Below are 18,551 nucleotides of genomic sequence, written 5' to 3'. Positions count from 1 at the left end.
GCGAAAAGTCAGGGAAGGGTGCGGCGATGGCTAAGAACGAACAATCCAGGTGGGATTTCTGGATCGACCGCGGCGGCACCTTCACCGACGTGATCGGGCGTGCGCCCTCGGGCGAGCTGTCGGCGCTGAAGCTGCTGTCGGAGAACCCCGGCGCCTACGACGACGCCGCGATCGAAGGGATCCGCCGGTTCCTCGACGTCGCGCCCGGCGCCATCCCGCCGGAGCGCATCGGCACCGTGCGCATGGGCACGACGGTCGCGACCAACGCCCTGCTGGAACGCAAGGGCGACCGGACGCTGCTGCTCATCACCCGCGGCTTCCGCGACGCGCTGCGCATAGGTTACCAGGACCGCCCCGACATCTTCGCCAAGGAAATCGTGCTGCCCGAAATGCTCTACGACCGCGTCGTCGAGGTGGACGAACGGGTGCGTGCGGACGGGGCGATAGAGCGCAAGCTCGACATCGATGCGGCGAAAGCGGCTTTGGAAGAGGCCAAGGCGGACGGCATCGATGCCGTGGCCATCGCGCTCATGCACGCCTGGATGGCGCCCGAACACGAGGCCGAACTTGCGAAGGCCGCGCGCGACGCCGGCTTCGGCCAGGTGTCGGTGAGCCACGAGGTCTCCCCCCTCATCAAGCTGGTGGGGCGCGGCGACACGACGGTGGTCGACGCCTACCTCACGCCGATCCTGTCGCGCTACGTGGAGAAGGTGGCGAACGCGCTCGGCGCGACGCCGCCCGACCGGGACGGCCCGACGTTGCAATTCATGATGTCCTCGGGCGGGCTGACCGCCGCGGACCGCTTCAAGGGGCGCGACGCGATCCTCTCGGGCCCGGCGGGCGGTGTCGTCGGCATGGCGCGCACCGGGCAGATCGCCGGCGAGGACCGGGTGATCGGCTTCGACATGGGGGGCACCTCCACCGACGTCGCGCATTTCGACGGGTCGTTCGAGCGCGCGTTCGAGACGCAGGTGGCGGGCGTCAGGATGCGCGCGCCGATGCTGCGGGTCCACACCGTCGCCGCGGGAGGCGGGTCGATCCTGCACGCCGATCCCGGCCGCTTCCGCGTCGGGCCGGACAGCGCCGGCGCCGATCCCGGCCCGGCCTGCTATCGCCGGGGCGGGCCGCTGACCGTGACGGACGCGAACGTCATGCTCGGCAAGCTCAACCCCGACTATTTCCCGGCGATCTTCGGGGACGGCCAGGACCAGCCGCTTGACCGCGAAGTCGTCGCCGCGAAATTCGCGGACATCGCGAAGGCGGAGGGCAAGGCCCCCGAGGACGTGGCCGAGGGCTTCCTGCGCATTGCCGTGGAAAACATGGCAAACGCGATCAAGAAGATCAGCGTGCAGCGCGGCTACGACGTGACCGGCTATCTTCTGAACGCCTTCGGCGGCGCCGGCGGGCAGCACGCCTGCCTTGTCGCGGACGCGCTGGGGATGACCAAGGTGCTGGTGCATCCGCTCTCGGGGCTTCTGTCGGCCTACGGCATCGGCCTTGCCCGCGTGACAGAATCGCGCCAGCGCGCGTTGGAGACGGAGCTGACGGACGACGAGCGCGCAGAGATCGACACGACCCTGGAGTCGCTTTCGGGCGAGGTGCGCACAGAGCTGGCGGCACAGGGCGTACCCGAGGACGGGACCACGCTGATCCCGCGCCTGCACCTGCGTTATGCCGGCACCGACACCGCGATCCCGGTGGTCTGGGAAGGCGACATCGCCAGCGCCCGCGCCGCGTTCGAGACGGCGCACGAGACCGAGTTCGGGTTTATCGATCCGGACGCCGCGCTCGTGGTCGAGGCCGCGGAGATCGAGGGCCAGGCGGCCGAACCCGCCGCCGACCCCGAGCCGCACGAAGCGCCCGCGCCCGGCGCGGCCGGCATCGAGGCGACCGTGGCCATCCATTCCGGCGGCGCCGCGCACGATGCGAACGTCGTCCGCCGCGAGGCGCTAACACCCGGCCGCCATGTCGACGGCCCCGCGCTCATCATCGAGCCGAACCAGACCATCGTCGTCGAGCCTGGCTGGCGCGCGGAGGTCACCGCGCGCGACCACGTGATGATGACCCGCCGGCAGAAGGCCGAGCGCGCGGGCGCGATCGGGACACAGGCCGATCCGGTCCTTCTGGAGGTCTTCAACAACCTCTTCATGAACATCGCCGAGCAGATGGGCGTGGCGCTGCAGAAGACCTCGCGCTCGGTGAACATCAAGGAACGGCTCGATTTTTCCTGCGCGGTCTTCGACGCGTCCGGTGCGCTGGTGGCGAACGCGCCGCACATGCCGGTGCACCTCGGCTCCATGGACCGCTCGGTCGAGACGATCATCCGCCTGAACGAAGGCGACGTGCGCCCAGGCGACGTCTTCGCGCTGAACGCGCCCTATAACGGCGGCACGCATCTGCCGGACATCACCGTGGTCACGCCCGTCTTCGACGATGCCGAGCGGCAGATCCTGTTCTGGGTCGCCTCGCGCGGGCACCACGCGGATGTCGGCGGCGTCGCGCCGGGCTCGATGACGCCGCTTGCCACCTCGGTGGACGAAGAGGGTGTGCTGATCGACAACTTCCGGCTGGTGGCCGGCGGGCGATTCCGCGACGCGGAGATCCGCAAGGTGCTGACCGATCACGCCTATCCGGCGCGCAACCCGGACCAGAACATCGCCGATCTCAAGGCGCAGGTTGCCGCCAACGCCCGCGGCGCGGCAGAGCTTCGGTCGATGATCGATCAGTTCGGGCTCGAGGTCGTGCAGGCCTACATGGACCACGTGCAGGACAACGCCGCGGCAGAGGTCGCGCGCGTCATCGGGCGCCTTTCGGACGGGGAATACGAATACCCCACCGATACCGGCCAGACGATCCGCGTGAAGGTGACGGTGGACCGCGACGCGGGCACCGCGACGGTCGATTTCACCGGCACCTCGGAAGCAGCGAAGAACAACTTCAACGCGCCGGAGCCGGTGACGCGGGCAGCCGTCCTCTACGTCTTCCGGGTGATGGTCGAATCGCCCATCCCGATGAACGCCGGCTGTCTTCGGCCGGTGAAAATCGTGATCCCCGAAGGCTCCATGCTGTCGCCGCGCTATCCCGCGGCGGTGGTCGCCGGCAATGTGGAGACGAGCCAGCACGTCACCAACGCGCTCTTTGGCGCGCTGGGGGCGATGGCCAACAGTCAGGGGACGATGAACAACCTCACCTTCGGCAACGACCGGCACCAGTATTACGAGACGCTGTGCTCCGGCAGCCCGGCGGGCGTGCGCAACGACGGCTCCGGATTTGCGGGGACGAGCGGGGTGCATGTCCACATGACCAACTCTCGCCTGACCGATCCCGAGGTGCTGGAGCTGCGCTACCCGGTGCTGCTGGAAGATTTCCGCATCGACGAGGGGTCGGGCGGGGCCGGGCGGTATTCGGCCGGCGACGGCACGACCCGGCGGATGCGGTTCCTCGAAGACATGGACATGGCGATCCTCTCGTCGCATCGCGAGCGCCCGCCGCAGGGCCTTTCCGGCGGCGGCGCGGGCCGCGTCGGCCGGACGGAGATCCACCGCGCGGGCGGCACGGTCGAGGAACTGCGGGCCGCTGATCAGCAGAGCCTGAAGGCCGGCGACTCGGTGGTCGTGGTGACGCCGACGGCGGGAGGATACGGGGAGGGGTAGCGGCGAAGGCCTTTGCCGCATGAGCCTCGATGCTCAGGAAGATGATTTGCACCGGTCCAGTGAGGCGCTGCGCCGTGACAAACGCGGTTCGGCCTGTCGTCGCGTGTAGTTCCGTCTCGCATTGGTCCCGCTACGGTCTGGCCACGCACCACCCGCCCGAATAGCACCGCAGGTGACGCGCGCGCGGTCCGCTCGTATTGCGGAGGAGCGTGACCGGCATAAAGCGCAGACTTCGGAGGGCGCGGCGCCAGACCCCGGTCCAGCGCGCGCCCGTCACCTGCGGTTGCTCCGACCACCGGGAATTTGCGGGCGTGATCGGGCGCGCCGTCGCGCGCCCGATCCTCGGGATCACACGAACCGGCTGACCCAGTTCTCCAGACGCTCCTGCTTGCCCGAGCGCGGCTCGGGATTCAGTGCGTCCGATTCCACACGCGCGGCGATGGTGGACAGGTCCGAGGTCAGCATCGCCGCGTTCTCGGGCCGGTCCCAGCCGGCATAGCGTTCGGCCCGCGCGGCTTCGAGCCCGCCATCCTCCAGCATCGCCGCCGCGGCCTTGAGCCCGCGCGCGCAGATGTCCATGGCGCCGACATGCGCCAGCACCAGATCCTCGGGGTCGAGCGACTGGCGCCGCAGCTTCGCGTCGAAGTTCGTCCCGCCGGTGCCGAAGCCGCCCGCGCGCAGCACCTCGTAATAGGCCAGCGCGACCTCGGGCACGTTGTTGGGAAACTGGTCGGTGTCCCAGCCGGACTGGTAATCGTTGCGGTTCATGTCGATGGAACCGAGGATCCCCAGCTCGCGCGCCAGTGCCAGCTCGTGCTCGAAGCTGTGTCCGGCGAGGATCGCGTGGCCCTGTTCGATGTTCAGCTTGACCTCGTTCTCCAGCCCGAAATCCTTGAGGAAGCCGTAGATCGTCGCGACGTCGTAATCGTATTGATGCTTCGTCGGCTCCTGTGGCTTGGGCTCGATCAGGATGGTGCCGTCGAAGCCGATCTTCTTGGCGTAGTCAACGACCATGGTCAGGAACCGGCCGGCCTGCTGGCGCTCGCGCCCCATGTCGGTGTTGAGCAGCGTCTCGTAGCCTTCGCGCCCGCCCCAGAGCACGTAGTTCGCGCCGCCAAGCTTCTGGGTCGCGTCCATGCATGCCTTCACCGAGGCCGCCGACCAGGCAAAGACCTCAGGATCGGGGTTCGTCGCCGCACCCGACATGAACCGGCGGTGCGAGAACATGTTGGCGGTGCCCCAGAGGAGCCGGGTGCCCGTCTCCTCCATCTTGGTGCCGAAATAGTCGGTGATCTCTTCGAGGTTGCGGCGGCTTTCGGCAAAGCTGTCCCCTTCGGGGCGCACGTCGGCGTCGTGGAAGCAGAAGAACGGCTGGCCGAGCAAAGCGAACAGCTCGAAGGCGGCGTCGGCCTTGAGCTTGGCGTCTTCCATCGTGCCGCCGAACCACGGCCGGTCGAAGGTCTGCCCGCCAAACGGATCGCCACCTTCCCAGGCAAAGCTGTGCCAGTACGCCACGGCGAACCGCAGGTGATCCTCCAGCCGCTTGCCCATCACCGTCTCGTCCGGATCGTAGTGGCGGTAGGCGAATTCGGTGTCCGCGCCCGGGCCGCGGTACTCGATCGTCGGGATGTCGCGGAAGAAGTCGGTCATGTCTGTGTCTCTGTCTTTTTTGGTTGGAAGGGCCGGCAGGCGGGTCAGGCAGCGTTCACGCGCCGTCCGCCTTCGTCGAAAAGGTGCAGGTAGTCGGGATCGGGCGTCAGGAACAGCGGCTCCCCCGCAGAAAGGCGCATGTGCCCCGGCAGGCGCACGGTCACGTCGCCGATGCGTTCCGCCTTGGCGTAGAGGATCGTATCCGCGCCCAGCGTCTCCACCACTTGCGCGGTGGCGGGCCAGTCGCCGTCTGCGGTGTCGGCGCGGATATGCTCGGGCCGGACACCGACCGTATTCACATCCTCGCGGCCGATGGCCGATCCGGGCAGGAGGTTCATCCTGGGCGAGCCGATGAAACCGGCGACGAACTCCGTCTCCGGGTGGTCGTAGAGGTCCATCGGGGCGCCCACCTGCTCGATCCGGCCCTTGTTCATCACGACGATCTGGTCGGCCAGCGTCATCGCCTCGACCTGGTCGTGGGTGACGTAGATCATCGTGGCGTCGAGCGACTGGTGAAGCTGCGCCAGCTCCACCCGCATCTGGGTGCGCAGGGCGGCGTCGAGGTTCGACAGCGGCTCGTCGAAGAGAAACACGCCCGGCTGGCGCACGATCGACCGGCCGATGGCGACGCGCTGGCGCTGGCCGCCCGAAAGTTGCGCCGGCTTGCGGTCAAGGAAATCCTCGAGCGCGAGGATGCGCGCGGCCTCGGCCACCCGGCGCTCGCGCTCCTCCGCCGGGGTCTTGGCGAGGCGCAGACCGAAATCGATGTTCTGCGCCACCGTCATGTGCGGATAAAGCGCGTAGGACTGGAACACCATGGAGATGCCGCGATCCGACGGCTCCTCCAGCGTGACGTCCTGGCCGCCGATCAGCACCTCGCCTTTGGTGGGCATCTCGAGCCCCGAGATGATCCGCAACAGCGTGGACTTGCCGCAGCCCGAGGGGCCGACGAGCACGGTGAACGAGCCGTCCGGCACGGTCAGGGTCATGTCGGGAATGACGGTGAGGTTGCCGAACGCCTTCTCGACGTTCTGCAGTCGGACTTCAGCCATGGGTCTTGGTCCTTTGGTCCATCACTTGGCCTCGTAGCGGAAGCTGAGGAAATCGGCGGGACGGCCGCGGCCCGATGTGTCGTGCGCGCACATGCCGACGAAGGCGCCGGTGAAGTTGTTGCCCGGCCCGTTGCCGGCCTCGTCCGAGATCGCGGACTGGTCGAGCGTGACGCCCAGCGACTGCCAGTCGCCGCCGGTGGAAAAGCGGAAGGTCAGCCGCGCGCCGTCGATATCGCAACCAAGCTTGATCGGGCCACTGGCGGGCAGGGGGATCGGCTCCACCGGGATCTCGACGCGCGCGTCCGGCCAGTCGGCGGGGCAGGAATAGATCGTCAGGGCGCGCGCGCCATCGGCGTCCGCCGTCACGGCGAGGTAGTGGAACTTGAACCGGCCATACCAGGAGATGAGCCCGGCGAAGTGCTGATAGTCGCCGGGGGCGACGTCGATCTCCGTTTCCGCGGCGAAGGCGATATGCTCCTGCCTGCGCGCGACCAGCGCGTGTTCGAATTGCGAGCCGGGGGATTCCCGACCGAAGAGGCGCAGCGCGCCGGGCCGCGCGGTGAGCGAGAAGAGCCGGTCCCGGTGCGGATTGCGCAGCCACTGGAATTCGGGCGGCAGACCGTCCTCGAAGGTACGCAGGGCCGGGACCGGCGTCACCGGGTAGGCCGGCATGTTCGGCGCTTCGACGCGGGCCGCCGGGACACAGCCGCCATGGGCGAGGCGGGGAAACTCCCCCTCGGGCCAGACGAGTTTCTGGATCGCCGTCTCGCGCCCGAGCGGCGAGCGGCGGCTGTCGTCGGTGTGGATGTGGTAGCGCTCCTGAACCGGCGCGCCCCGCGTCTCCGCCAGCGGACGCGAGCACAGGTGCACCATGTAGACCTCGCCGGTCTGCGTCTGGACGATGTCGGCGTGTCCGGCGCGTTGCAGCTCGGCCTCGGGCGCGTCCTTGGCCGTCAGGATGTGCTTGGCGGGGTCCGTCTCGTAGGGGCCGAAGAGGTCGCGCGAACGCGCCATCGTCACCGCGTGCTCGTAGCCCGTGCCGCCCTCGGCCGTCAGCAGGTAATACCAGCCGTCCCGGCGATAGAGGTGCGGCCCCTCTGTCAGCTTGTGGTCGGTGCCGCGGTAGATGTTGCGCACCTCTCCCACCAGCCGCTTTTCGCCCACCGAATATTCCTGGCAGACGATCCCGCCGAAGCGGTCGCCGCCGGTCTGGTTGTGGTCCCAGATCATGTTCAGGAGCCACTTGCGCCCGTCCTCGTCGTGAAAGAGCGACGGATCGAAGCCCGAGGAATTTAGGTAGACCGGGTCCGACCACGGCCCTTCGATCGTCGGCGCGGTGACGAGGTAGTTGTGGCTGTCCTTCCACGCGCCGTCGCGCCGCTTCATGTCGGTGTAGATCAGCCAGAACCGGTCGTCGGCCCAGGTCAGGCAGGGTGCCCAGACCCCGCCCGAATCCGGATCGCCCCGCATGTCGAGCTGCGCCGCGCGGTCGAGCGGCCGGGTCACGAGTTGCCAGTGCACGAGGTCGCGCGAATGGTGGATCTGCACGCCCGGGTACCATTCGAAGGTCGAGGTGGCGATGTAGTAATCCTCGGCCACCCGCACGATCGAGGGGTCGGGGTTGAAGCCGGGCAGGATCGGGTTCTGGATCTCGGTCATGGTCATCCCTTGACGGCGCCCCCGGTCAGTCCGGCGACGATGTATTTCTGGGCGGCGAGGAAGAAGACGATGGCCGGCACGATGGTCAGCGTCACGAAGGCCAGCGTGCGGTTCCACTCGGTCACGTATTCGCCGCGGAACTGCATCATGCCGAGCGGCCAGGTGAAGACCTCGCGGCTGTTGAGCACCACCAGCGGCAGCAGGAAGTTGTTCCAGCTCTGCACGAAGACGAAGACGCCCACGGTCGCCAGGATCGGCGCCGAGAGCGGCAAGGTGAAGCGCCAGAAGAAGCGCACGTAGCCGCAGCCGTCGATATAGGCCGCCTCGAAGAGCTCCTTCGGAAGCTGTTCGAAGAACGTCCGGAACAGCAGGATGGCGAGCGACAGGCTGAACGCCGCCTGCGGCAGGATCACCGCCCAGTAGGTGTCGAGCAGTCCCACATCCCGCACCTTGATGAAGAGCGGCAGGATCGCGGTGGCGAAGGGGAACATCAGCCCCAGCAGCAGGTAGGAAAACAGCATCCGCGACCCGAAGAACCGGATCTGCGCGAAGACGTAGGCCGCCGCCGCCCCGACGATGAGCGTCAGAGCCACCGCCGAGATGGAGATCAGGAGCGAGTTGCCGAGATAGCGCCAGAACATCGGGTCGGTGGCGATGGAGCCGTAGAACTCCCAGTTCCAGCTTTCGGGCAGGGCGAAGGCCGAGGTGCGGATCTCCGCGTTCGTCTTGAATCCGCCGAGAACGGTGGCGAGCATCGGAGCGAGCACGAAGCTCGCCACGATGCACAGGAAGGCCACGCGCAGGATGTTGCGGATGAGATGCCCGCGGGTCATGCCTGCCCCCTTTGCATGAAGAAGCGCTGGTAGAAGACCGCTACCGTGATCGCCGCGATGAAGAGGATCACGCCCACCGCGCTGCCGAACCCGATGTTCAGCCGGGTCAGCCCGAAGGTGTAGAGGTAGGTGACGATGGTGTGCGTCTGGTTCGACGGGCCGCCGTTCGTCAGCGGGATGATGATGTCGAAGACCTGCAGCGCGCCGATGATGGCGAAGAAGGCCGAGACAATGATGGCTGGCTTGATGTGCGGGATCTGCACATAGCGGACGATCTGCCGGCGCTTCGCGCCCTCGATCCGCGCGGCCTCGATCAGGTCCTCGGGCACAGATTGGAGGGCGGCGATGTAGATCATCATGTGAAAGCCGAAATACTTCCAGACGATCACCGTCATCACCGCGACGAAGGCCCAGTCGCGGTCCGCGAGAATGAAGAAGCTCTCTGTCCCGAGGCTTTGCGCGATGGAGGCGGTGACGCCGTAATTGCCGTCGAAGACGAAGCTCCAGATCAGGCCGGCGGCGACCTCGGCGAGGATGTAGGGCACGAAGAAGATCAGCCGGAACACCGCGTTGGTCGGCGTCTTGCGGTAGATCAGCAGCGCCAGAAGCAGCGCCAGCGGCATCTGCAGCAGGATCGAGATCGCGACGATTTTCAGCGTGTTGCCCACCGCCGTGTGAAACACCGAATGCCCCGCGATGCGCTGGTAATTCTCAAGGCCGACATAGTCGGTCGGCGTGCCGTAGCCGTTCCAGCTGAAGAACGAATACCAGACGGATTCGCCCAGGGGCAGCATCACGAACAGGGTGAACAGGATCAGTGCGGGCGGCAGCAGGATCAGCGCGGCGCTCACCCGGCCGTTCGACAGGCTGCGGCGCAGGCGGTCCGGTGCCGTCAGGCGCCGGGTCTCGGCGGTGGCCATGCGATGTCTCCGATAGCGGAATTCGGACGACGGCCGGCGCGCGGAGGAGTTGCGCGCCGGCCGCTGCGGGTCAGCGGAAGTCCCAGGCCTCCTGGACCTGCGCTGCCCCGTCCTCGGGCGTGATCGCTCCCTGCGCGAGGTCCGCCGAGACGTCGTTCACCGTCGCCCCGACCGATGCGCCGAGGAACTGGTCGAGGAAGATCTGGTGATAGCTGCTTGCCTCGATATGTTCGGCGACCTGGCGGTAGAATGGATTCTGCAGCGCGTCCGAGGTGCCCTTGGCCACCGGAATGAAGATCTCCTGGCTGGCCGCCTGGCGCTGGTTTTCCTCGTTCAGCATGAAGGCGAGGAATTCCACCGCTTCGGGCTCCGCCGTGGACGACACCGCCCAGCCGTTGATCCCGCCCAGAGTGGCGCCGTCGCCGCCCTCGGTCACCGGGTCGGCGATGGTCGGGAAGGAGATGATCCGTAGCTCCTCGTCCGACAGACCGCCATCGGTCGAGCGCTCGCGCATCGGCAGGTAATCCCAGTCGCCCATCAGGTAGAAGGCGCCGGCGCCGTCGGCGAACATGCCGCTGGAGGTTTCGTAGGTGGTGCCCATGAACCCGTCCTGGAACGGCTCCATCTCGGTGAGCTTCTGGAACTCGCGGCCGGCCTCGATGAAGGCCTCGGCCTCGAACCCGTCGCCTTCGCCGCCCATCGCCTGGGTCACGACGTCCGGGCCGCCTTCGCGCAGCGCGAGGTAGCTCCAGTAGAAGTGCAGGGGCCACTTGTCCTGCCCGCCCGCGACGATGGGCGTGACGCCTGCGTCCTTGAGCGTCTGCACCGCGCCGAGGAAATCTTCCCAGGTCTCGATCGCGTCGACATCGACGCCGGCCTCTTCGGTCAAGTTGGTGTTGACCCAGAGTACGACCTCGGTCGCGTAGAGCGGCAACCCGTAGAGCGTGCCGTCGACCGAGTAGGCGTTGAGCGCGGCCTCGGGCATCGTCTCGCGGAAGCCGTCGGGCAGCAGGTCCGAGATATCCTTCAGGAAGCCGGCCTCGGATTGCTGGCGCAGCGTCTCGCCGCCCCAGCTGTAGAACACGTCGGGGCGGGCGTCAGACTGAAGCAGCGTCGGCAGCTTCGACTTGTAGGCCTCGTTCGCGATGTATTCGAAATTGACGTCGACGCCCTCGTGCTCGGCCTCGAAGGCCTGGGCGATTTCCTCGTAATATTGTTCCTGCTCGTCGTTCACGGCAACGCGCAGGATGCTGATCTCGGTCTGGGCCGCGGCCGTGCCGGCAAGAGCCGTGCCGGCGAGCAGCGCGAGAGTCGCAACGCTGTGTCTCATGAAGTCCTCCCATCCGTGTCTTCCAGGCGCCCTCCGCGCCTCGAATCGCATCGTATGATTAACGTACCTCATTTTTGCTCACACCTCAAAGGACCCGCCGAAGGCGAGTCACCGTCAGGGCAGGTTGTCGCGCAGAAAGACCTCGACCCCGATGCGCTCGGCGGCCCCGTCGGGACTTTCGCCGTCAGCGAGCGCACGCAGGGTGCGAATGGCGACATCGACTTCGCGAGCGTCGTCCTGATGGATGACGGCGTCGAACACGCCGTCGAGCAGGGCGTCGCGCGAATAATGTGTCAGTTCGTGGACGACCACAGCAGGGCGACGGTCCGGGGAGAGCCCGGACACGGCCCGCGCGACACCCCGGTTGCCGGCGCCGAAACTGTAGATCCCCGTGATCCCGGGGTCTTCGGCCAAAATCGTGCGAAGACGCTCCTCCACGATGTCCTGATCGTCGAGGCCCTCGATCGTGGCGCCGATCGCCTGGTCCGGGAACTCGGCGCGCAGCACCTGCTCGAAGCCGAGCCGGCGTTCGACGTGGTCGCGCACCAGCATGGACCCGGCCACGAGCGCGATCCGGCCGGGCCGCCAGCGGCAGAACCGGCCGAGAAGGCTCGCCGCGGTGCGGCCGGCCTGAACGTTGTCGATTCCCACGAAATGCTGGCGCTCCGAAGAGGGCAGGTCCGATACCAGCGTGACGACCGCGATGCCGCGGGCTCGAAGGTCCTGCACGGCGACGCGGATGGCGGTGGCGTCCGTAGCGACGATGGCGACGCCGTCGACAGCATCCGCACAGAGGCCGCGCAGCTCGGCAGCGAGCGCGGGGGCGTCGAAGGGCGGGACCGTGGTCACCTCGATCACGGTGGAGTCGCGACCCGCCACGGCCATGCGCTCTCGCACCCGGTCTTCGAGCCCGCGCATGAAGGAGTTGGAACCCGAGGGCAGGAAGAAACGCAGCCGGTATTGCCGGCGGCGCGAGAGGTTGGCGGCCGCGACATTGCGTTCGTAACCGAGCGTCCGCATGGCCTCGGCGACACGCAGCTGGGTGCCTTCGCGGACACCGACCCGGCCGTTGAGCACCCGGTCGACCGTGGACAGGCTGACGCCGGCGACACGGGCGACATCGTGTATCGTCGGGCGGCTCATTCGGTTCCCCTGCTTTAGTTCAAAGTATGACTATCGTTAGTCAATAAACTGGGCATTGTCATCATGCTATCGGTCGCAAGGTGGCGGGAGGCGCGGTGCGACCTGCAATGAGAAAGGGCGCCGCGGTTACCCGCGGCGCCCCCCGTTCGCCCGGATCGGTCCGTGCCTCAGAACGTCTTGGCGAGCGAAACCTTGAAGTTGCGCCCCGGCGCCCGGCGGGTGGAGCGGCGGGGCTGGTAATCCCGGTCGAAGGCGTTCTCGAGACCGAAGCGCATCTCCGTGCCCGCTAGCACGCCTTCCTGCGGCGTATAGGTGGCGCGCAGGTTGTGGACCGAGAAGCCCGGCGTCTCGTCGTCGTCCACCTCGATGTCGTCGAAGGCGACCACTTCCCAGCTCATGTCGAGCGTGTCGCCGAACCGCTTGCCGAGGGTCAGACGCGCGCTGTCGCCGGGCAGGGCGCGCCAGTCGGCATCGCCGAGGCCGCCGGGATAGGACTCCTCACCCCGCGCCACGGCGAGGTTGAGGTCCGAATAGAAGCCCGATTCCATGCTGTAGCTGGCTTCCAGTTCCAGGCCGTGCGTCTCGACCTCGTCGACATGGACCCCGGTCACGTCCGGCACCGTGTAGGAGGTGACGTCCCACAGTGTCGTGGCATAGGCCGTTGCCTTGAATGCCAGCTCGTCCTCGGTACCGAAGACGACGGCGGCGTCGTAGGCGCCGCCCAGCTCGAAGGTATGGGATTTCTCGCTGGTGGACATCAGCTCGCGCTGCGCGACCGGGCCCGACATGCCGCGATCCGTCCCGTAAAGATCGTCGAGGATCGGCAGGCTCTCGGTATAGGCGGCGCTCGCGAAAAGGCTGACGCCGTTGGCGAAGGCGTAACGCGCTGAGATCCCGCCCATCAGGGCGTCGTTGTCGTAGGTGTCCGGACCGCCGAAACCGGTGCCGTCCTCGATCTCCTGCGTCTCGTAGCGCAGCGCCGGCGTCACGGTCCAGTTGCCGAAGCGCATCTCGTCGATGGCATAGAGCGCGACGCGCCGGTCGGTGCCGCCCGGGGCGCTTTCGGCGCTCTCGCGCTCCTTGCGGATGAATTCGAGGCCCGTCCGAAGCTCGTGGTCCACCATGCCGGTCCCGAACCGCGCCGTGTTCTTGAAGGCCAGCCGCGTCGTCTCGTACCGGTGATCGGCGTTGACGGTGGGAAAGCCGCCCGGCGGGGCGAAGGGCGCGTCCGACGAGCCGGGAATGTAGCTCTGATCGATCTGCTGGTCGGCATAGGAGAGGATCACGTCGAAATCGATCAGCGGATTGGTCTGCGGCGCGAAATTGTAGACCAGCGTCGCGGTCCGGCTGTCGATGTCGCGGTCCACGTTGCCGAACATGCCGCCGCTCGTGTCGAAGGAATCGTAGGGCACGTCCCGCTCGGCGGTGCTGGTGTCGGTGTAGGACAGCGTCAGCGAATGTTCCTTTGCCTCGTCGAGGTAGACGCGCCCCTTGAGCAGCCAGGAGGGCGTTTCGAACTGGCTGTTGCCGATCGTGGTTCCCGATCCGTCGACCTGCGCATCCTGCTTGCGCAGCGTGTAGTTGGCGAGGAATTCGGCCCGGTCGGTCGGCTGCCATGCCAGGATCGTCGAGGTCGCGAAGCCGTCGCCGTTGGAGGAATATTCCAGCGTCTCGCGCAGGCGGAAGCCGGGCACGCCGCCGGTGAAGTCCGAGGCGTTCTTGGTCTCGGCCTTGACCACGCCGCCGACGATGCCGGAGCCGTATTCGAAGCTGCCGACGGTGCCGCGTAGCACCTCGACCGAGCGGTAGAGCGCGGGGTCGGTGAAAAGCTGCGTGCCGAGGCGATAAATCTCCTCGGAGCCGGTGATGGCCTCGTCGACGATCACCTGCACCTTCTGGTCGGTGCCGTAGGTGGAGGTCGCGCCGTAGCCGCGGATCGAGATGCCCGACCCCGTGGGCGTCGACCCGTTGACCAGCGCCACACCCGGCACGCTGTCGATCAGCTCCGCGATGGTGCCGGCCTGGCGGTCGCGGATCTCGGTCTCGTCGATGACCGTGACCGGGGCGGCGGTGCCGGTGGCGACCTCGCGCTTGGAGCCTTCGATGACGAGCGGGTCGAGCGTAAAACTGTCCTCGGACTGGGCGAGGGCCGGCGCCGCGGCAAGCACGAGTGCAAGCGCGGTGCCGCCGCGCAGGATTCCTGATGATGACATGAGACTGCCCCTGACAAGCGTGAATTCGTGCCGTGCTTGCGGATCGGGGCTGGCGTGGCTGGTATCTGGCCGGACATTTCTGTCGATCCGGTCTTGAGTTGGCTATTCAAGCTGACTAAAATGGTCAAGTATAAAACAAGCCAGCGCCGCTCCCGTGCGTCAGCGAAGTCTCCACTTCAGCATGCCGAAGGAGCCGCATGACCACGTCCCTCACCCCCTCCGACATCCGTGCCGAGGCCCGGCAGCAGACCGCAACGCGCGAGCGCGACCTCGCGGCGCAGCTCGGCATCGCCGAGGCGCAGCTCATCGCCGCGTTCAGCGGCGACGGCGTCACCCGCATCGCGGCGCATCCCGATCGCCTCATGCCCGCGGCCGAGACCTGCGGAGAGGTCATGGCCCTGACGCGCAACCCCTCCGCCGTGCACGAGAAGGTGGGCCGCTACAGCGGCTACCATCCGGGCGAGCACGCGGCGATGGTGCTGGCAGAGGCGATCGACCTGCGGATGTTTCCCAAGCACTGGGTCCATGCCTTTGCCGTGGAGAAGGAGACGGAGGCCGGGATCCGCCGCAGCCTGCAGGTCTTCGATGCCGCGGGCGATGCCGTGCACAAGGTGTTCCTGCGCCCGGAAAGCGACCTTTCGGCCTGGGACCGGGCGGTCGGCGAGCTCGCGACCGGGGAGGCGTCCGACAGGCTCGACGTCGCGGACCGCGTGCCGGCCGAGGCGCCGAAATCCGACCCCGCGAAGCTGGAGATCCTGCAGAAGGAGTGGCGGCGCCTGACCGACACGCACCAATTCCTGCGGCTGTGCTCCAAGCTGAAGATGAACCGGCTCGGCGCCTATCGCATCGCGGGAGCGCCCTTTGTCCGGCCGCTGGCGCCGGCGGCGGTGACGCAGATGCTGGAGCGCGTGCGCGACGAGGGGATCGAGATCATGCTCTTCGTCGGAAATCGCGGCTGCATCCAGATCCATTCGGGGCCGGTCCATACGCTGAAGCCGATGGGGCCTTGGCAGAACATCCTAGATCCGGGGTTCAACCTGCACCTGCGCGCCGATCACGTGGCCGAGGTCTGGGCGGTCGAGAAGCCGACCCAGCGCGGCCCGGCGGTGTCGGTGGAGGCCTTCGACGCGGACGGCGCGCTGATCTTCCAGGTCTTCGGCGTCGGCAAGGAAGGCCGCGACAGCCGACCGGCCTGGGGCCGCATCGTGGAGGGGCTGGGCGGCCTCGCCGGCGTCGAGCCCGCAGAGTGACCGGCCCGGCCCATCCCAACCGAAAGGACATTCCCATGTTCCGGACCCGCAAGACCCGCGGCACCGACGGCCGCCTCGTTGCGATCCTCTCCCTGATGACCGCCGGGATCGCCACGGCGTTCGCCTGGGCGGTGGCGACGCTCCCGATGGCAAATGCCGCCGAAGGCGAAAGCCGCGTTCTGTCGCTCGGCGGCGCGGTGACCGAGATCGTCTATGCCCTGGGCGAGGGCGACCGCCTGGTCGGGCGCGACAGCACGTCCACCTGGCCGCCGGACGCGACGGAGTTGCCCGACGTGGGTTATGTGCGCGCGCTCTCGCCCGAAGGGGTGTTGTCGGTGAGCCCCGACCTCATCCTCGCGGAAGAGGGCGCCGGCCCGCCCGAGGCCGTGGAGGTCCTGCGTGCCGCGAATGTCGAATTCGTCACTGTGCCCGGCGGCTTCGACGCCGAAGCGGTGCTGACGAAGATCGAGACGGTGGGCGCGGCCCTTGGCCGTCCCGATAGGGCGGCCGAGCTGGCCGAGCGCACGCGCACCGCGCTTCGGGACGCCTCGGAACGGGCAGCGGCGCACGACGGCCCGGCGCGCCGCGTCCTCTTCGTGATGAGCGCCGAAGGCGGGCGCCTGATGGCGGCGGGCGTGGGGACCGCGGCCGATGGCATCATCCGCATGGCGGGCGCCGAGAACGCGATGAGGGGCTTTCAGGGCTACAAGCAGGTCTCGGACGAGGCGGTCGCGGCCGCGGCGCCGGAGGCCGTGCTGATGATGGACCGGGGCGGCGAGCACGCGGTTTCGGACGAAACGCTGTTCGGCTCGCCCGCCCTGCGAACGACGCCGGCGGCGCGGGACGGCCGCGTGATCCGCATGGACGGTCTGAAGCTCCTGGGCTTCGGTCCGCGCACGGCCGAGGTGGCGGCCGAGCTTTCCACCGCGCTCTACGGGGATTGAGGCGGGTGGCCGTCGCCTCCGACCTCGGCCGCGGGATGCGGCACGGCGACCGGCTGGCGCGCGCGCGGGCGCTGCACGCGGTCTTTGCTGCGCTGCTGGCGGCGGTGTCGCTGACGAGCCTCGGCATCGGCGCGACGGGCCTGACGCTGGGGGATGTCCTGGGTGCGCTGTCGGGCGCCCACGCGCTGGAGGAGATCGAGCGCGTGGTGCTCTACGACATCCGCCTGCCGCGGCTTCTGACCGGTATTGCCGTGGGCGCGGCGCTCGCGGTGTCGGGGGCGCTGCTGCAAGGGCTCTTCCGCAATCCACTCGCCGATCCGGGCATCATCGGGGTGAGCGCGGGTGCCGGGCTTGGCGCGATCACGGTGATCGTGCTGGGCGGGTCGGTGGCGCTGATCCCGAGCGGCGCCTACGCGGTGCCGGTGGCGGCGTTCCTCGGTGCCTGGGGCGTGACCTTCGGCCTCTACCGCGTGTCGACGCGGGGCGGTCGCACCTCGGTCGCCACCATGCTGCTGGCGGGCATCGCGGTGGCCGCGCTCGCCGCAGCGCTGGCGGGGGTGTTCATCTTCATGGCCGACGACCAGCAATTGCGCGACCTGACCTTCTGGAACCTCGGCTCGCTCGCCGGGGCGAGCTGGGTCAAGCTTGCCGCCTCCGGCCCGGCCATCGCGCTCGCCATCGTCGCGGCCTGCACGCTTGGCCCGGCGCTGAACGCGCTGGCCTTGGGGGAGGCGACGGCGGCGCATGTCGGCTTCGAGGTCGAGCGGGTGAAAACGCTGGCAATCCTGTCGGTGGCGCTCGGCACCGGAGCGGCGGTGGCGGTCTCGGGCGGGATCGGTTTCGTCGGCATCGTCGTGCCGCATCTTCTGCGCCTGGCCACCGGGCCGGACCACCGCGCGCTGCTGGTCAACTCCGCGCTCTGCGGCGCGGCGCTTCTGGTGGCCGCGGATACGGCGGCGCGGGTAATCGTGGCACCGGCCGAGCTTCCGATCGGCATCCTGACCGCGATCCTTGGCGCGCCGGTCTTCCTGTGGATCCTGCTGCGCCGCCGCGGGCTGGTGGACCTCTGATGCTCGAGGCGCATGGGATAAGGGTGGCGCTGGGTCGGCGCGAGATCCTTCACAGTGTGGACCTTCGGGCCGCGCCCGGCGCGCTGTCCTGCATCGTCGGCCCGAACGGGTCGGGCAAGACGACGCTGCTGCGCGCCTTGACGGGGGACGCGCGGCATGACGGGACCGTCTCGATCAACGGCCGCGACACCGCGCGCCTGCGCGCATGGGAGCTGGCGGCGCTGCGCGGGGTGCTGCCGCAGGCCGCGACGCTCGCCTTTCCCTTCACCGTGACCGAGGTCGTGCGCATCGGCCTGCGCGCGGGCGATGCAGGAGAGCACGCCGAGATCGCCGCCGCTGCGCTCGGGCGCGTCGGCCTCGCGGGCTATGCCGAGCGATCCTACCAAGAGCTGTCGGGCGGAGAGCAGCAGCGCGTCCAGCTCGCCCGCGTTTTGGCCCAGGTGTGGGAGCCGGTGACGGAGGATGGGCCGCGCTGGCTCTTCCTCGACGAGCCGGTGTCGAGCCTCGACATCGGTCACCAGATCGAGGTGATGCAGGTGGCGCGCGATTTCGCCGATGCCGGCGGGGGCGTGATCGCCGTGATGCACGATCTGAACCTGTCGGCCATGTTCGGCGACAGGATGCTGTGCCTCTCCGAGGGCCGGATCATAGCCGAGGGCGCGCCGGGCGAGGTGATGACCGACGCCACGCTTTCGCGCGCCTATCGCTGCCGGGTGCGGGTGAACGCGGTGCCGGGAGAGGCGGCCTCCTTCATCCTGCCGCACATGGCGCAGGCCGACTGAGGCACGGGCCCGGGGGCGCCGCGGATGCCTGCGCGTGACGAACCGCCGTGCC

General features: G+C 68.3%; 13 protein-coding genes. 5 read left to right on the top strand and 8 right to left on the bottom strand.

The window, feature by feature from the left end; translation table 11 throughout:
• Positions 1 to 26: 26 nt before the first annotated feature.
• Positions 27 to 3,653 carry a hydantoinase B/oxoprolinase family protein gene (locus F3H57_RS19165; RefSeq protein WP_149758053.1) on the top strand — a complete coding sequence of 1,209 codons (3,627 nt, stop codon included), beginning with the start codon at positions 27 to 29 and terminating at the stop codon, positions 3,651 to 3,653.
• Positions 3,654 to 4,001: 348 nt separating this feature from the next.
• On the opposite strand, the gene xylA is transcribed toward F3H57_RS19165, so the two are convergent.
• The 8 genes from xylA to F3H57_RS19125 form a co-directional block, all read right to left on the bottom strand.
• Positions 4,002 to 5,303: a xylose isomerase gene (gene xylA, locus F3H57_RS19160; RefSeq protein WP_149758051.1), complete on the bottom strand. Its 1,302-nt coding sequence runs from the start codon at positions 5,301 to 5,303 to the stop codon at positions 4,002 to 4,004.
• Between the two features lie 44 nt (positions 5,304 to 5,347).
• Positions 5,348 to 6,355 (bottom strand): ABC transporter ATP-binding protein, encoded by a 1,008-nt coding sequence (locus tag F3H57_RS19155; protein WP_149758049.1) that lies wholly within the window; start codon positions 6,353 to 6,355, stop codon positions 5,348 to 5,350.
• A gap of 21 nt (positions 6,356 to 6,376) precedes the next feature.
• Positions 6,377 to 8,014, bottom strand: coding sequence for a glycoside hydrolase family 43 protein (locus tag F3H57_RS19150; RefSeq protein ID WP_149758048.1), 1,638 nt, complete (start codon positions 8,012 to 8,014; stop codon positions 6,377 to 6,379).
• A gap of 2 nt (positions 8,015 to 8,016) precedes the next feature.
• Positions 8,017 to 8,847 (bottom strand): carbohydrate ABC transporter permease, encoded by an 831-nt coding sequence (locus F3H57_RS19145; protein ID WP_149758046.1) that lies wholly within the window; start codon positions 8,845 to 8,847, stop codon positions 8,017 to 8,019.
• Positions 8,844 to 9,767: a carbohydrate ABC transporter permease gene (locus F3H57_RS19140; protein WP_149758044.1), complete on the bottom strand. Its 924-nt coding sequence runs from the start codon at positions 9,765 to 9,767 to the stop codon at positions 8,844 to 8,846. Before F3H57_RS19140 ends, F3H57_RS19145 begins: the two co-directional genes overlap by 4 nt.
• Before the next feature lie 70 nt (positions 9,768 to 9,837).
• Entirely contained in the window at positions 9,838 to 11,097 is a 1,260-nt protein-coding gene (locus F3H57_RS19135) for an ABC transporter substrate-binding protein (protein ID WP_149758042.1), read from the bottom strand.
• A 114-nt stretch (positions 11,098 to 11,211) separates the two neighbouring features.
• Positions 11,212 to 12,240 carry a LacI family DNA-binding transcriptional regulator gene (locus tag F3H57_RS19130; RefSeq protein WP_149758041.1) on the bottom strand — a complete coding sequence of 343 codons (1,029 nt, stop codon included), beginning with the start codon at positions 12,238 to 12,240 and terminating at the stop codon, positions 11,212 to 11,214.
• A 167-nt stretch (positions 12,241 to 12,407) separates the two neighbouring features.
• Complete coding sequence (locus F3H57_RS19125) at positions 12,408 to 14,453, bottom strand: TonB-dependent receptor domain-containing protein (RefSeq protein ID WP_149758039.1); 2,046 nt, start codon at positions 14,451 to 14,453, stop codon at positions 12,408 to 12,410.
• Positions 14,454 to 14,650: 197 nt separating this feature from the next.
• Between F3H57_RS19125 and F3H57_RS19120 the strand changes: the two genes are divergently transcribed.
• The 4 genes from F3H57_RS19120 to F3H57_RS19105 are packed head-to-tail and all read left to right on the top strand — an operon-like array spanning position 14,651 to position 18,499.
• Positions 14,651 to 15,703 (top strand): hemin-degrading factor, encoded by a 1,053-nt coding sequence (locus F3H57_RS19120; protein ID WP_149758037.1) that lies wholly within the window; start codon positions 14,651 to 14,653, stop codon positions 15,701 to 15,703.
• A 35-nt stretch (positions 15,704 to 15,738) separates the two neighbouring features.
• Positions 15,739 to 16,647, top strand: coding sequence for a heme/hemin ABC transporter substrate-binding protein (locus F3H57_RS19115; RefSeq protein ID WP_223163152.1), 909 nt, complete (start codon positions 15,739 to 15,741; stop codon positions 16,645 to 16,647).
• Between the two features lie 35 nt (positions 16,648 to 16,682).
• Positions 16,683 to 17,717 carry a FecCD family ABC transporter permease gene (locus F3H57_RS19110; RefSeq protein ID WP_149758113.1) on the top strand — a complete coding sequence of 345 codons (1,035 nt, stop codon included), beginning with the start codon at positions 16,683 to 16,685 and terminating at the stop codon, positions 17,715 to 17,717.
• The gene (locus F3H57_RS19105; protein WP_149758036.1) at positions 17,717 to 18,499 is read left to right on the top strand and encodes a heme ABC transporter ATP-binding protein; all 783 of its coding nucleotides are present in this window, start codon (positions 17,717 to 17,719) and stop codon (positions 18,497 to 18,499) included. Before F3H57_RS19110 ends, F3H57_RS19105 begins: the two co-directional genes overlap by 1 nt.
• Positions 18,500 to 18,551: the final 52 nt, after the last annotated feature.

Origin of the sequence: Roseivivax sediminis, from assembly GCF_900112685.1 — a bacterium.
GTDB lineage: Bacteria > Pseudomonadota > Alphaproteobacteria > Rhodobacterales > Rhodobacteraceae > Roseivivax > Roseivivax sediminis.
The sequence above is the reverse complement of the archived record's forward strand: the minus strand, read 5'-3'. Positions and strand labels throughout refer to the sequence as shown.

Bases quoted from the DNA above. Each gene is read 5' to 3' on its own strand.
- F3H57_RS19165 (WP_149758053.1), top strand. From the start codon at position 27: ATGGCTAAGAACGAACAATCCAGGTGGGATTTCTGGATCGACCGCGGC.
- xylA (WP_149758051.1), bottom strand. From the start codon at position 5,303: ATGACCGACTTCTTCCGCGACATCCCGACGATCGAGTACCGCGGCCCG.
- F3H57_RS19155 (WP_149758049.1), bottom strand. From the start codon at position 6,355: ATGGCTGAAGTCCGACTGCAGAACGTCGAGAAGGCGTTCGGCAACCTC.
- F3H57_RS19150 (WP_149758048.1), bottom strand. From the start codon at position 8,014: ATGACCGAGATCCAGAACCCGATCCTGCCCGGCTTCAACCCCGACCCC.
- F3H57_RS19145 (WP_149758046.1), bottom strand. From the start codon at position 8,847: ATGACCCGCGGGCATCTCATCCGCAACATCCTGCGCGTGGCCTTCCTG.
- F3H57_RS19140 (WP_149758044.1), bottom strand. From the start codon at position 9,767: ATGGCCACCGCCGAGACCCGGCGCCTGACGGCACCGGACCGCCTGCGC.
- F3H57_RS19135 (WP_149758042.1), bottom strand. From the start codon at position 11,097: ATGAGACACAGCGTTGCGACTCTCGCGCTGCTCGCCGGCACGGCTCTT.
- F3H57_RS19130 (WP_149758041.1), bottom strand. From the start codon at position 12,240: ATGAGCCGCCCGACGATACACGATGTCGCCCGTGTCGCCGGCGTCAGC.
- F3H57_RS19125 (WP_149758039.1), bottom strand. From the start codon at position 14,453: ATGTCATCATCAGGAATCCTGCGCGGCGGCACCGCGCTTGCACTCGTG.
- F3H57_RS19120 (WP_149758037.1), top strand. From the start codon at position 14,651: ATGACCACGTCCCTCACCCCCTCCGACATCCGTGCCGAGGCCCGGCAG.
- F3H57_RS19115 (WP_223163152.1), top strand. From the start codon at position 15,739: ATGTTCCGGACCCGCAAGACCCGCGGCACCGACGGCCGCCTCGTTGCG.
- F3H57_RS19110 (WP_149758113.1), top strand. From the start codon at position 16,683: ATGCGGCACGGCGACCGGCTGGCGCGCGCGCGGGCGCTGCACGCGGTC.
- F3H57_RS19105 (WP_149758036.1), top strand. From the start codon at position 17,717: ATGCTCGAGGCGCATGGGATAAGGGTGGCGCTGGGTCGGCGCGAGATC.